The following is a 14,361-nucleotide window of genomic DNA, read 5'->3' as shown; positions in this document are numbered from 1 at the left end:
GTTGTGTGTTAATAAGGGCACAAATCTCGTCAAATAAAGATTTAAAAAAAGGGCGTAACCATTTTATTACAGCGTTTTTATGCTTAATTACAGTAATATTTTTGATAAAGAAGCGCTAGCTTATCCTAGCTATAGACATTTAGTAGATGAGCTTTTGGCTCAGGGACAAACTACTGGTCCCGACAATTCGGAAGCCATGCTGCACTACACCAAAATGAATGTGCAACGTATGAACAGGGTGGATAAAACCACTGTGCTGGACGAAAAACTTTTAGAAACCCTGAAAGGGATTAAAGGTAAATACCACTTTTTGGTGATTACGGAAGGTTGGTGTGGTGATGCGGCACAAATAGTGCCGGTTATAAACAAAATAGTTTTGGCGGCGCCTGATAAACTTCAGCTGAAACTTACGTTGCGTGATAAAAATCTGCCGCTAATTGATGCCCATCTAACTAACGGTGGCAGGTCAATTCCGGTACTTTTGGTATTGGATGAAGCAGGGAATTTATTGTTGCCCAAGTGGGGACCTCGGCCTGCGGTTTTACAAGGTTTGTTAGCCCAATGGAAAACTGAAGGGGTGGAAATGCCTGAATTGGCCGAAAAGCTTCATGGGTGGTACGCTAAGGACAAAACCGCAGCCACACAGCAGGAGCTCAACGAATTGTTGAAACAGCTGCTTTAACAGGAACCATCATTTTGGTCACGGCGTTAATTGTACGTCATTTCGACTGGGGCACAGTGGAACGGAGAAATCTTTGTATCATGGCAAATCCAAAGATTTTACTTCGTAGAGCTTCGGTTTTCCGGCACGGTTGAAATGACAGGCCTTGTGCTTATTTCAACTGCTCAATAATTTCTGCTGCGGATAATTTTTGTTGTTCTCCGCTGGCCATATCCTTTAGGGTAGGCAAATTGTTTTGCATCTCCTCCTCGCCAATTAAAATCACGTAAGGGATATTTTTGGCATCGGCGTAGCTCATTTGTTTTTTAAGCTTGGCCGAGCTTGGATAAAGTTCTGAAGGAATGCCAGCTTCCCTTAATTGTTGTAGTATTGGCAGGGCATATAGCTCTGCTTTTTCATCAAAATTGCTGATGAGTACTTTGGTGCCTTGTTGTGCTGAAGTTGGGAAAAGGTTTAGCTCTTCGAGTACATCATAAATACGATCGGCACCGAAGGAAATGCCCACACCGGTAAGATCTTTCAGTCCAAACATTCCCGTTAAGTCATCATAACGACCGCCACCGCCGATGCTGCCCATGGCTACTTCATTGGTTTTTACTTCGAAAATACAACCTGTGTAATAATTAAGTCCCCTGGCCAGGGTAATGTCTAATTCTATTTGGGTGTTGAGTTTTGGGTTGTTGGTTACGAGATTGTTCACGTAGTTGAAAACTGTTTCGATTTCTTGGATCCCTTTTAAGCCAGTTTCGGAAGCTGATAGGACGGTTTTCAAGCTGGCTAGCTTTGCAGCGTTAGAACCTTCCAGCAAAATAACTGGTTTCAGTTTTTCGATATCAGCTTCGGTAAAGCCACGCTCTAATAGTTCTTTGGCAACGCCATCTAGGCCAATTTTGTCTAGCTTGTCGATGGCTACGGTCATGTCAACAATAAGTTCGGGCTTGCCAATAATTTGGGCAATGCCGCTTAATATTTTACGGTTGTTGATTTTAATGGTGAAATCTTTCAGTCCCAGTTTGCTTAAGGCTTCGTGATAAATCAAAATAAACTCAGCCTCGTTTAATAGGGATGTAGAACCTACTACATCGGCATCACATTGGTAAAACTCGCGGTAGCGTCCTTTTTGTGGCCTGTCGGCACGCCACACCGGCTGTACCTGGAAACGCTTGAAAGGGAAAGCAATATCGTTTTGGTGCATCACCACGTAACGGGCAAAAGGCACCGTTAGGTCGTAGCGGAGCGCTTTCTCTGATAGTTTAGAAGTTGCTAAGTTAGAGTTGCGGGTGGCTAGTAGGGTTTCGTCAACTTTAGCCAAATAATCTCCTGAATTAAGGATTTTAAAGATCAGTTTGTCGCCCTCGTCACCGTATTTGCCTGTTAAGGTTTGCAGGTTTTCCATGCTAGGCGTTTGTATTTCGGCGTAGCCATATTTCCTGAAAACGGTTTTAATGGTGTCATAAATATAGTTGCGTTTCACCATCTCGATGGGCGAAAAATCTCTGGTTCCTTTGGGTAAGCTTGGCTTGGTTACTGACATGCCGCAAAAGTACTTAATTAAGGTGAGAAAATATACGTATTCTCGTCATTGCTTGGTGCCTTGCCATGACGACGGCGCGCTACAGGCGCTGCATTTTAAACCTGATTGAGCGGATTAGCCCGCAGGTGGAGTGCAACGAAACCGAGGGCTATGAGCGAAAGCAGGACGGACGTGAATAGTTGCAGGGAATTGCTTTGCTGGATTTTATTTCGATGATTTGGCTTGCTCATTGAAATCGAGGCATAGGTTAAGCCAACATTCAACGTATTCTTTCCGGTTGAAACGCTAGATGCTCCCTGATTCTGTCTGCTGGTTCGATGCTGTAGGCCATATTTAACGTTATGGAATTGGCTTTAAAAGAAAAAGCCCCGAATTTTCGGGGCTTTGTATGGTTTATGCTTCGACAGGCTCAGGATGACGAGCCTTACGATTATGCTAATAATGTAACCGGAGCTTCCAACAACTGTTTTAATGTTTGTAAGAAGGCTGCGCCAGTTGCGCCGTCAACTACACGGTGATCGCAGCCTAGGGTTAGTTTCATTACGTTGCCGGGAACAACTGCGCCGTTTTTAACTACAGGAACTGCTTGGATAGCGCCTACGGATAAAATAGCTCCATCGGGAGAGTTGATGATTGAAGTAAACTCATCAATACCGAACATGCCTAAGTTGGATACGGTGAAGGTTGAGCCTTCCCAGTCAGCAGGAGTTAGTTTTTTTGCTTTGGCTTTGGCGCCGTACTCTTTAACTTCAGCTGAGATGTGCGATAATGATTTGCCATCGGCAAAGCGAACTACAGGAACCAATAAACCATCTTCAACAGCCATAGCTACACCAATGTTGGTGTGTTCGTTGAAGCGGATTTTATCGCCGCCCCATGATGAGTTTACCGCTGGATGCTTTTTCAAGGCTACGGCAACGGCTTTAATCACGATATCGTTGAAAGATACTTTTACAGGAGCAACCGTGTTGATTTGGGTACGAGCAGCCATGGCGTTGTCCATATCAATACTGATGGTTAAGTAGAAATGTGGAGCTGTAAATAAACTTTCGCCCAAACGCTTAGCAATTACTTTACGCATTTGCGATACTGGTTTCTCGGTATATTTTTCTTCGCCAACATAAGTAGGGATTACAGGCGCTGCGGCAGCTTTTTCAGGTGAAGCAGCAGGTGCCTCAGCTTTAGCAGCTGTTGCCGAAGGTGTAAAGTTCTCTACGTCCTTCTTGATGATACGGCCACCTTCTGCGCTACCGGCCACTTGTGCTAAATCAATTCCTTTTTCTTTGGCAATTTTTTTGGCCAGAGGCGATGCGATGATACGGCCGCCGTTAGCATTTGATACTGCTGTAGGAGCGGTTTCGGCTTTTGCTTCCTCTTTTGGAGCTTCAGCGGCAGGGCTTGTGTCGGCTTTTTTGGCAGGAGCGTCGCCGGCAGCTAAAATGCCCGAAACATCCGTTCCTTCAGGACCTACAATAGCAATGATGCCGTTTACTTTAGCGGCTTCGCCTTTTTGTACGCCAATATGTAATAAAGTGCCCGTAGCGTAGCCCATTACTTCCATCGTAGCCTTGTCGGTTTCTACGTCGGCAAGTACATCGTCGTCTTTTACTTTATCACCTACTTTTTTATGCCACTCGGCAATAACGCCTTCGGTCATGGTGTCGCTTAGCAAAGGCATGCGGATTACGGTAATACCTTTTGCAGAAAGTTCTGCCTCGCTCAAACCGCCACCTTGAGCGGGAGCGGCTTCGGTTTTAGCTTCTTCTTTTGGCGTTTCCTGCTTGGTTTCGGCTTTGGTGCCGCCTTTTTCAGCTTCCAAAAGTGCTTTGTAGTCTTCGCCTTCTTTACCTACAATTGCCATTAGGGCGTCAATTGGTACTGCCTGGCCTTCCTCTACACCAATATAGAGTAGTGTGCCATCCCAGTAAGACTCCATGTCCATGGTTGCTTTGTCTGTTTCAACTTCTGCTAAAACATCGCCACTTTTTATTTTATCGCCTACCTTTTTGTGCCACTTTGCCAAAACCCCTTCGGTCATGGTGTCGCTCATTTTGGGCATCTTAATTACTTCAGCCATTGCTATATCTTTATTTGAATGCTTGTCTTTTTATGTCTTCGTCACCCTGAACTCGTTCCGGGGCCTGTTTCACTGATGCTGAAATAAAATTCAGCATGACGAGATGGTTAATTAAAAATTAAACTTGTTGAAAAGGGTAGTTGGTGTCTACGTAGATATCGTCGAACAACTCTTCTGGTTGTGGCCAAGGAGATTCTTCGGCAAATTTTACCGACTCGTCTACGATGCTTTTTACTTTTTCTTCAATTTCGGTAATCCAAGCTTCGTCAGCATATTTTTCTTTAAGGATAACCTCTCTTACTTGTTCAATTGGATCTTTTGCTTTGTATTCTTCCAATTCTTCCTTGGTACGGTACTTTGCAGGATCCGACATGGAATGTCCTCTGTAGCGGTAGGTTCTCATTTCCAGGAAAGTAGGTCCTTCGCCGGCACGGGCACGTTGAATGGCCTCGTCCATGGCATTGTGTACCGCTACCGGATCCATACCATCCACTGGGGCGCAAGGCATATCAAAACCTAAACCAATTTTATAGATGTCCATCATGTTGGTAGTACGCTCTACCGAAGTTCCCATGGCATAACCGTTGTTTTCGCAAACAAAAACCACTGGGAGTTTCCATAACATAGCCATGTTGAACGATTCGTTCAGCGCACCTTGACGTACGGCCCCATCGCCCATGTAGCAAATGTTTACGTTGTTGGTACCTTTATATTTTTCTGCGAAAGCGATACCGGCACCTAAAGGCATTTGCCCGCCTACAATACCGTGGCCGCCATAAAAGTCGTGCTCTTTGCTAAAAATGTGCATTGAGCCACCTTTGCCTTTTGAGCAGCCGGTTACTTTGCCATACATTTCGGCCATGATGCTGTTAGCGCTCATTCCCAATGCTAAACCATGAGCGTGATCTCTATAAGAAGTAATCATTGAATCGCCTTTTTGCATGGCAGAAACTGCCCCTGCCACTACGGCTTCTTGCCCAATGTACAAATGGCAAAAACCCCTGATTTTTTGCTGACCATAAAGTTGTCCAGTTTTTTCTTCGAACTTGCGCATCAGCAACATCGATTCAAACCACTTCAAATAGGTATCTTTATTAATTTCTACTGCACTCATGTTTTGATGATAAATTTTTTATTTACGAGAGCAAATCTAATCTATTTTCTTGTATTTTTTTATACGTGTTAATGTAAAAACATCAATAAGTAGTGGTTAAACCCCTTGCTGTACTGCTTTTTAAACCATTTTTGGAAATGGTAAATTTTACACTATTCATTTTGTGTTGATTGGGTAAAACTCAAAGCCTTTAAAAACAGAAATTTTATTTGGCATTGGAGTGCTTTGGCCTAATTTCTGATTTTGTGCTAAAAAAGATTAGTTTTTTAACAAAAAAGATTAGTAAAAAGCAAAAATAAGCAAAACGATTAAAACCGTTGCTATACAATGCTTTATAAAACAGTAGTCTTAGTTTGGAACTCGGTGTCTGATAGGTATTGGGCTTGAAAATACAAGGTTAGGTTACTAATTCGTTACCGATTAATAAAGGTAACAATATAGCTTAACTGATTATATTTCAGTCTTTTGCACCCATTTTTACATTCCCTTGTAACTCAATGTAATTTAATTTTAAACATTAAACATTTGAGTTATGGAACAGACAAAAAAGTCCACGTTTAAACTACTTTTCTATTTGAAAAAGAACGAACTGAAAAAGAATGGTAATGCCCCGATTATGGCACGTATTACCATTGATGGAACAGCTAAAACTTTCGGGACAAAGTTAGAAATAAACCCCAATAATTGGGATTTAAAGTACGGAAGAGTTGAGGGTAAAAGTGCGCAAGCATTGGGCATTAATAAAAAACTCGATAATATACGTGGGCGTATCGACAAGATTTATGAAGATATGCTCAAGCATGAGGGCTTTGCTACCGCCCAAAAAGTAAAGCTCTCATTCTTAGGTGTTGGTGTAATGGATGATGCAATACTAAAAGTCTTCAACGACCAAAATGAGGATTTTAAAAAATTGGTCGAAAAGGAAGAACGTTCGCAAAGTACCTATAACAAGTATATCACAGTTTACAATCATCTTACTACCTTTATAAAGGAACGCTATCATCGTGATGATATGGCTTTTCGGGAATTGACTGCCGATTTTATCCGTGAATTTGATTTTTACCTCCGGTACGATTTACAGTCTTCCCATAATACGGTTTGGGTTTACACTATGCCTGTATTAAGTCTGGTAGAGCTGGCTATTAAGAAAGGCTTGATACGTGATAATCCGTTTCAGGATTATGAAATCAATATGGAAGAAACCGACAGGGGTTATATACTTAAAGAAGACGTAGAAAAACTGATGATGTGCGTACCATCGCACCCACGGTATGAACTTGTAAAAGACCTGTTTATTTTCAGTTGTTTTACCGGACTTGCTTATGCGGATATAAAAAAACTAACAAGGAACAACATTCAATCTTTCTTTGACGGTCATCAGTGGATTATCAGCAGAAGAAAGAAATCCGATATTGCTTCCAATGTTCGGTTAATGGAAATCCCTAAACGCATCATTGAGAAATATCAAGGTACAACAAGGAATGAATTTATCTTCCCGGTTCCGACCAATGTAACCTGCAATACTCACGTAGGTAAATTGATTGTCGAAGCGGAAATCATTACGGAGCAAAAGGTAACTTTTCACACAGCAAGGCATACTTTCGGAACAATGTTTTTGACCGAGGGCGTACCGCTTGAAAGCCTTAGCAAAATGATGGGACATAAAAACATTTCAACCACACAGATTTATGCTAAAATCACAAGCCAAAAAATCAGTAAGGATATGGATTTAGTTGCCCCAAAATTTCAGGCTATGGAAGAAGCATTTTTAGCGGCAATCTGATTAGCTTTTATTACTCCACAACAGAGCAGAACTTAACGGTTCTGCTTTTTTTATGCCCATACTTTTTGTAGCCAAAGCACATTTACTTTCCTAACGCAATCCCACCGCAGTAAAAGAGCTTTTGGTTACTTCCGAAACAGAAAATTGAAAAATGCCCTCTTCCGCTACTCCTTTTTGCCCGCATTTTTCAAATCCCTGTTATGGTGGCTTACACAGCCACACTACTAAAAAAACATTTATAAATCCAGCGAATTGGAAGTGTTATTTCAATTCACTGGGAACCATTTATCAATGCCATTTTCTTAGACTTCCACAATTTTTTTTATCCAAAGAACCGTATGCTTTTTTGTCCCATTTCAAGAGCAAAGGTATTTCCGTGTTCTTAACGCCGACAAAAGGTCAAGCAAGTTTGTAAAAAAATCTCCACCCGTTGGGTAGTATTTGTTTTCCAAAACCTTGTGTCGCCTAAACACGAACCTTTTATGCTCGTGAAACGAAACATAGCATACTCCGGCTCTTTACACGAATAAAAAAAATGTCAGATACGAAAATTAAAAGCATTGAAAATGGTAATGAAACGAAACAGCACCTCCTCTCATTGCCGAATAAATCAAAAAAAATCAAATCAAAATCAATCACTAAAAATCAAAGGATATGAACATCACAGGCAGACTGACAAGAGATGCGGAAGTACGCACATTGTCGAACGAAAAACAGGTAGTAAACTTTTCAGTAGCGACCAACGACAGCTACCGTAACAAGCAGGGCGAACGAGTAGAGCAAACAACCTACTTCGATTGTGCCTATTGGATTTCTGCAAAGGTGGCAAGGCTACTGACCAAAGGCACTTTGGTAGAACTCACAGGACGAGTAAGTACAAGGGCGTGGGTAAGCAAAGACGGAGAAGCAAGAGCAGGTCTGAATTTCCATACCTCAAACATCAAACTGCACGGAGGTAGCAGGAGAACCGAAACCATACAGGCTACTGCACAAGCCGATAATAACAAGGTTACAGTACAGGGAACAGATGACGACCTCCCATTTTAATCAAGAACATTCAATCATTTTTTAACATCAAAATTTTATCAAAATGGCACATAATATCAATTTCAACGAGAGAACAGGACGTTATTCATTTTTCAGCGTTCAGCAAAAAGCGTGGCACGGATTAGGGCAAATCGTGGAACAATACCCGACAAGCGAGGAAGCTATCAAATACGCAGGGTTAGATTACGAAGTCGTAAAATCCCCACTATTTACAAAAGGTTCGGGCATTATTGAAACTGCCAACGGCATAGAGATAGGCAGTAGCGAATTGGAAGTACCTAACTATTTCGCCAACATACGCACCGATAACAATGCAGTATTGGGCGTAGTCGGTAAGGATTACCATATCGTACAAAACCGTGAAGCCTTTAATTTCTTTGATGCTATTGTAGGCGGTGGCGAGGGCATTCTGTACGAAACCGCAGGAGCGTTAGGCAACGGAGAACGTATTTTTATCACAGCCAAATTGCCCGACTATATCCGTGTAGGGAATGGCGATGATGTAACGGAAAAGTACATTTTCCTGACCACTTCTCACGATGGTAGCGGAAGTATCACAGCCGCATTTACTCCTATCCGTATCGTTTGCCAAAACACGCTGAACGCTTCGCTACGCAGTATGACCAATGTAGTCCGTATCAAACATACTTCGGGAGCAAAACAGCGTATCGAGAACGCTCACAAGATTATGGGACTTGCAAACACATTGAGCAACCAATTAGAGGGCATTTTCAATAATTGGGCAAAAGTAAAAGTAACAGACCGAGAGGTAAGAAAGTTAATCCAATTGGCACTTTGCCCGAATAAAGAAACTTTGGATTTAATCAAAAAGGGGGCGGAAGATGAAATTTCCACCGTGTTCAAAAATGTCGTTGAGGATGCTTTTGCGTATGCAATGATAAGCGATACACAGCAAATGGACACTACCAAAGGCACATTGTTCGGAGCGTACAACGCTGTTACAGGCTACTATCAGAACGTAAGAAATTATAAGAACGATGAAGCCAAGTTGCAAAGTATTGTATTGGGTGGTACTGCCCAACTCAAATCACAAAAAGCATTTGAATTGTGTAGTGATTTTGCCTTAGATGGTGCGGAAATCCTAAACCTTAATTAAATAACAACAGGCTACCGCCTTAATCGGTGGTAGCCTTATAAAACAACGGATATGAAAGCAAAAACAATAGAGGAAGCAAAAAGTATGGCTAAAGACAAGAGCCGTGAAACACAATACAAAGACGAAGCTATTTACATCATCTATTGCAGTAGAACCGAGTATTTCTATGTAGATACCAATAGCCTAATACGACTTTGGGAACAGCTATTTGGCTATTATGAAAATGGAGTTTATACCGCTGAAAAATCACACTCATAAAGCTATGCAAGTAACAGATTTGAACGGTTGCCCCATTGAGATAACAAACCTTAAAGAAGCCATTAAAATGGCAAGGCAATATAAAGAATACCGACACGAGGACAAAAGTTTTTCAGAGTTCGACAAAAAGCTAAAAGCCTATTGGACGGATATGTTTGAGAAACTGACAACAATAAAACGATTAGACGAAACTTTAAAATTTTAGAACAATGAACACAAATTTTTTCAATCAGATACAGCAGTTGGACTTTACAGGAGTTTTACAACTGAACATTTCAAAAGGAATAGAAAGCAACTTAATCGTAACAGTATTGCTCAACAACGAACAATGCGGAGATAGTGCCAAAAACCTTATTCCCCCATTGACATTTAACGCCACACCCCAAGAGTTTGACGAGGGATTTTTTGAGCAGATAACCACACCTATACAAAAGGTATCGGGCTTAATGGTGGATATGGAGAAATTCTTAAAGCAATTGGAAGAAGTTAAAAAGCAATCGGCAATCGAGAAAGAAAAAGCCGAAAAGGAGAAAAAGGAAAAAGAAGCCAAAGACAAGAAGTTTAAAGATGCTATGGCAAAGGCTGACGAGTTGGAGAAAGAGGGCAAGTTCCGTGATGCGTGGATGAAAGTACCCGATATAACGGAGTTCCCCGAAAAAGCGGACGAGATACGCAAGCGTAAAACATCATTGTCCGACAAGTTTGCCACACCAAGCCTTTTCGGGGCAATGGAAGAAGCAAAACCCGAACCGCAAAAAGAGGAAGAAGTTACTGCCGATTATCCTATTGATGAAGCGGACGAAGAAGAACAGTATTAACACTTAAAAACGACCATTATGTTATTAGCAACCCAATTAGAGCGAGTATTTATCCTCAATGATAAAGGACAGGACATCAGACTGACCGACCCAGAACCACGTTGGAGCGTGGAAGCCGTAATGAATTTTTACGCCAATATGTACCCGATTTTGACAACAGCAAAAGCATCCGCACCGCAAATCAAAGATGATGCGGTAGAGTACAAATTTGAAAGCGTAATGGGTACGAAAGGTTAAACAAAAATTATAAAACGATGAATTATGCAACGCAATATCATATCGGGAACAATCAGCATACCCGAACAGAAACGACAACAGCAGTTACACCGACAGTTGGGCGAGTTCGCAAATTGGCTACAAAGACCAAAGGACGCAAACCAAGTGCAGAAAGACAAGCAGAAATCCGTACCAATAGCAATGCTACCAATGGTATTCTAAAGTGTACGTTTCTGCCTAAACTGAAAATAGCACAATCCGTACAGGCTTGTCAGAAAACGGAGAGGGATTTTTACAAGTCCCTTTCCCGACTTGCTGAACATTACAGCATTGAGCCAATGCAGACCAAAGATTTTGATTTTCCATACAATATAACATTGTCTATGTGGGATATGGAAACCAAAGTAAAACGTACCAACATAAATTGGGATAGTTTCAAATTGGTACAGGATAGTAAGAAAACCTTTTTTGTGAGCGAGGAAAGGTATAATGTAGGTACAACCTTGTATTATATTCCTATTGCACCGCTTTTTAAAATGCTCAAAGACCCGAAGCGTAAAAAGACCGCACAGCTACTTGTATCGGTATGCAGTTATCTGTACCATATTGCCGATGTGCCGTATTACAGACAGGAAGACAGCTATTTGTATTGGCTATATGAAACGCATAAAGATTGGGTAGAACAGGACGATGAAACGGACGAAACCGAAACGTATAAAAGTGAGTTGAAAAATGCCGAATATATTGGCGACAATATAGAACAGAAGTTATTTAACCGTATCAATTTAAAGGTATTTGAACAGCGTTTGAGCCGATTTAAAAGCCTTGATACATTCGACAGGGAATGTTGGCAAGTTGCTTGTAATGCCTTTGCCCTTTATACGGAATATCCGAACGCAACCATTTTCAGAAATGCACCATTGTCCGAACAAGACCCCTATAATGATGATTATGAAAACGAAACAATCGGAATGGAAAAGTACATTTCATTTATCGCAGATACCAAAGGATGGCTATATGAAAGTCTTTCCGATAGCATCAACAATGAGTTCAACGAATACGGAAAAATGGAAGAACCGACTATTTGCAAAGTATTTGACAGCAGTAAAATAACACAAGGCAACCTTGATTTTGAAAATCGCCTGTTTGAATTGTTGGACTACCTTTCTTACTTATTGTATAACTATAAAACAACAGAAAAATGAACACCGTAAACGACTTAACCCAAGATTTTGGCACATTGTACTATCCAAAATCCGCTTTGGTTTTCTATGAAACCAAAGGAACAGACACAGCAATGTACGTGGAGCATTTCGATATGGATAGCAACGGAACGCCTACCAATGCCCACCCATTGACAGTAAAGGAAGCCAACGTATTGGCAAAGGCTTTACAGACCGATGAAGAAAAGAACACAGCTTTTTTAAAGCCAAATGGCATTTTGCCGACCAATATTCTGCATATCAGTCCGAGCGAAAAAGGTACGGTGCTATGGTACACCAAAGCACAGCAAAGGCAACTGTATTTTGTTGATAGTTTGGGCATACCCAACGGAATGGCACAAGTACCGCCAATGCTTTGGTTAGCGAGCAAAAGCAGTCTTACTGTATTTGCTTTGGCAAACAACAGAAGACCCACAGAGAAGACGCCATTGCATTACGCACCTTTTTTCAATATCTACGAAAAGGGCAATGTATGTATGGGTACTGTTAGTATTGACATTAAAAATTCGGCTTCGGTTGAGGAATTTATACAAGCGTGGGAACATTATTTTTTCAATTCCTATTTCAGCCATTCATTATGCGAAAACTTGACGAAAAAAAACATTGTAAACCTTTGGAAAGACCTTATCAGCACCGATAAACCCTTTCCGAAAGAAGTATTAAAAAAAAATAACAAAACCCTTAAAAATCTATTGTGATGAATACAGCAAAAACAGCAATCCATTTTACGGACAATTATCTGCTCAATCCGACAAACCCGATTTCGGTAAACCTTATCGGAGCAGGTGGCACAGGCTCAAAAGTATTGACCGCTTTAATGGAAATAAACGAAAGTTTGATAGCCTTAGGACACGCAGGGTTGCAAGTTCGCCTTTGGGATGATGATGTTATCACGAGTGCCAATTTAGGCAGACAGCGTTTTGCAGAAAGTGAAACAGGATTATACAAATCCGTTGCTTTAATCAATCGTTGCAACCGTTGGGCAGGAACAAATTGGAAAGCCGAAACGGTAAAATTTGAAAAGGACAAGTTTGGGAGAATGCCCGAAAAAGCAAGGGCAATCATTACCATTACTTGTGTGGATAATGTACAGGCAAGGTTTGGTGTTGCTGAAATTCTTAAAGAAATAAGTTACCGCAGACACTACCACGATGAACCAAAATATTGGTTGGATTTTGGCAACAGCCAAGATACAGGACAAGTGCTACTATCTACTATCGGAGAGATAAAGCAACCCAATTCCGAGAAATACCAAACGGTGGCAAGCCTGCCATTTGTTACCGATGAATTTGGCGAATTGCTGAAGCAATCCGAGCAAAAGGACAACACGCCAAGTTGCTCACTTGCCGAAGCATTGGAACACCAGGACTTGTTTATCAATTCATCATTGACACAAATGGGTTGCTCCTTATTGTGGAACTTGTTCCGCAGGGGAATGACCGAATACAAAGGATTTTTTCACAATCTGAAAGATTTCCGCACCCACCCGATAAAAGTCGCCTGACCTAAAAAATCGGGCGGCAAAAAGACAGATCCTCCCGATGGTCGGGACAGTCTTTTTGCATTAAACAGGTGCAACCACTTTGTCAAAATGCACCGCTCCACACATTCCCTTTCCTTACATTTTACCAAACAGATTGCGACATTATTGCGTGGGATATTCATTATCCCAAAGATTGGTTTTGGTAAAATTGACTTCTTTTCTTTTCACACAGCGACCAAAGAAAAGAAGCAAAAGAACGTCGCTTTATTAGAACAGATATTTTTACGCTGTTGGGATTGGACGGTTACTTATTGCTGAAATATTCCTGTGCAATTTCCGCTACTCCCATACTAAAATATCTTCCGCCATTGATAACAGTTTCAATGGCTTTTTTAAAATCGTCCCCATCGCTACCAATGAGCAGATAACCTGCAAAACCAATTTCCAAAAGAGGTTTCACGGCTTTTTCGCTATCCTTATCGCTGAAAGCAATCAATTTTATGGTTGGATATTGTGTTCTCAATTCTTGAAGCTGTGCAAGCACATTCCTGTCGTAAAAATCAAGGTCTATAAAACAAACTTTGGGAAGTTTTTTTAATGCGGATATTTGAGATAATCCGTCTTTAATGTTTTCCGAACGGAACAATATATCAATTCCAAAATTAAGGAGGTCATTGTAAATAATATCTACAATTGGGCTTTTATCGTTGATAAATGCAATGCTGATTTCTTGGAGGGAGTTTACAGTGTTCATAATACCAGTTTTAATATTAGTGAAGCCCTGCACAAAAAAAAGACGCAGGCAACTACACTCATCGATACTACGGCACTGGTACGCCTAACCCCGAATAAGCGAGCGCCCACGCCATAACGTGAGCGTTCTTACTTATTGCCTCGGGGTTACAAAAATTACCAGTTTTTAGTACCAAGACCTAAAGCAAAAACACTTTAAGTATTTTCTATATTTTACATAGCAAATATACTAAACCCATTTCGATAGAACCATACT

The 14,361-nt window shown here is 41.1% G+C and carries 15 protein-coding genes; 11 read left to right on the top strand and 4 right to left on the bottom strand.

All coding sequences use genetic code 11. From position 1 onward, the window contains the following. The first annotated feature begins 79 nt into the window (after positions 1-79). A complete protein-coding gene (locus tag DUT71_RS01050; protein WP_113660672.1) occupies positions 80-682 on the top strand; it encodes a thioredoxin family protein in 603 nt (200 codons plus the stop codon). Positions 683-833: 151 nt separating this feature from the next. On the opposite strand, the gene hisS is transcribed toward DUT71_RS01050, so the two are convergent. The 3 genes from hisS to pdhA all read right to left on the bottom strand — a co-directional run bounded on the left by hisS (position 834) and on the right by pdhA (position 5,407). Beyond that, positions 834-2,216, bottom strand: coding sequence for a histidine--tRNA ligase (gene hisS, locus DUT71_RS01045; protein ID WP_113660671.1), 1,383 nt, complete (start codon positions 2,214-2,216; stop codon positions 834-836). Positions 2,217-2,646: 430 nt separating this feature from the next. After that, the gene (locus tag DUT71_RS01040) at positions 2,647-4,293 is read right to left on the bottom strand and encodes a dihydrolipoamide acetyltransferase family protein (protein ID WP_113660670.1); all 1,647 of its coding nucleotides are present in this window, start codon (positions 4,291-4,293) and stop codon (positions 2,647-2,649) included. Between the two features lie 118 nt (positions 4,294-4,411). After that, positions 4,412-5,407, bottom strand: a complete 996-nt coding sequence (gene pdhA / locus DUT71_RS01035; protein ID WP_113660669.1) for a pyruvate dehydrogenase (acetyl-transferring) E1 component subunit alpha — start codon at positions 5,405-5,407, stop codon at positions 4,412-4,414. A gap of 532 nt (positions 5,408-5,939) precedes the next feature. On the opposite strand from pdhA, the gene DUT71_RS01030 reads away from it, so the two are divergent. The 10 genes from DUT71_RS01030 (at position 5,940) to DUT71_RS00985 (ending at position 13,373) form a co-directional block, all read left to right on the top strand. Continuing rightward, on the top strand, positions 5,940-7,190 hold the full coding sequence (locus DUT71_RS01030) for a site-specific integrase (protein WP_113660668.1): 1,251 nt from the start codon (positions 5,940-5,942) through the stop codon (positions 7,188-7,190). 654 nt (positions 7,191-7,844) lie between these two features. After that, entirely contained in the window at positions 7,845-8,237 is a 393-nt protein-coding gene (locus DUT71_RS01025; RefSeq protein WP_113660667.1) for a single-stranded DNA-binding protein, read from the top strand. 43 nt (positions 8,238-8,280) lie between these two features. Beyond that, positions 8,281-9,354 (top strand): DUF932 domain-containing protein, encoded by a 1,074-nt coding sequence (locus DUT71_RS01020; RefSeq protein WP_113660666.1) that lies wholly within the window; start codon positions 8,281-8,283, stop codon positions 9,352-9,354. Positions 9,355-9,405: 51 nt separating this feature from the next. Continuing rightward, entirely contained in the window at positions 9,406-9,612 is a 207-nt protein-coding gene (locus tag DUT71_RS01015) for a DNA-binding protein (protein WP_113660665.1), read from the top strand. A 4-nt stretch (positions 9,613-9,616) separates the two neighbouring features. After that, positions 9,617-9,817: a hypothetical protein gene (locus tag DUT71_RS01010; RefSeq protein ID WP_113661070.1), complete on the top strand. Its 201-nt coding sequence runs from the start codon at positions 9,617-9,619 to the stop codon at positions 9,815-9,817. A 4-nt stretch (positions 9,818-9,821) separates the two neighbouring features. Further along, a complete protein-coding gene (locus DUT71_RS01005; RefSeq protein WP_113660664.1) occupies positions 9,822-10,430 on the top strand; it encodes a PRTRC system protein E in 609 nt (202 codons plus the stop codon). Between the two features lie 18 nt (positions 10,431-10,448). Next, positions 10,449-10,667, top strand: coding sequence for a PRTRC system protein C (locus DUT71_RS01000; protein ID WP_055133022.1), 219 nt, complete (start codon positions 10,449-10,451; stop codon positions 10,665-10,667). A 17-nt stretch (positions 10,668-10,684) separates the two neighbouring features. Continuing rightward, complete coding sequence (locus DUT71_RS00995) at positions 10,685-11,851, top strand: hypothetical protein (RefSeq protein ID WP_113660663.1); 1,167 nt, start codon at positions 10,685-10,687, stop codon at positions 11,849-11,851. Next, entirely contained in the window at positions 11,848-12,567 is a 720-nt protein-coding gene (locus DUT71_RS00990) for a PRTRC system protein B (RefSeq protein ID WP_113660662.1), read from the top strand. The genes DUT71_RS00995 and DUT71_RS00990 overlap by 4 nt, the downstream gene beginning before the upstream one ends. After that, entirely contained in the window at positions 12,567-13,373 is an 807-nt protein-coding gene (locus DUT71_RS00985; RefSeq protein WP_113660661.1) for a PRTRC system ThiF family protein, read from the top strand. Before DUT71_RS00990 ends, DUT71_RS00985 begins: the two co-directional genes overlap by 1 nt. Positions 13,374-13,656: 283 nt before the next feature. Here DUT71_RS00985 and DUT71_RS00975 read toward each other — a convergent pair whose 3' ends face one another. Beyond that, the gene (locus DUT71_RS00975; RefSeq protein ID WP_113660659.1) at positions 13,657-14,106 is read right to left on the bottom strand and encodes a response regulator; all 450 of its coding nucleotides are present in this window, start codon (positions 14,104-14,106) and stop codon (positions 13,657-13,659) included. Positions 14,107-14,361: the final 255 nt, after the last annotated feature.

Origin of the sequence: Pedobacter nanyangensis (genome assembly GCF_003313505.1) — a bacterium.
Classification (GTDB): Bacteria; Bacteroidota; Bacteroidia; order Sphingobacteriales; family Sphingobacteriaceae; genus Pedobacter; species Pedobacter nanyangensis.
Note: the sequence above shows the minus strand (reverse complement) of the source record. Positions and strands in the feature narration are given on the sequence as shown.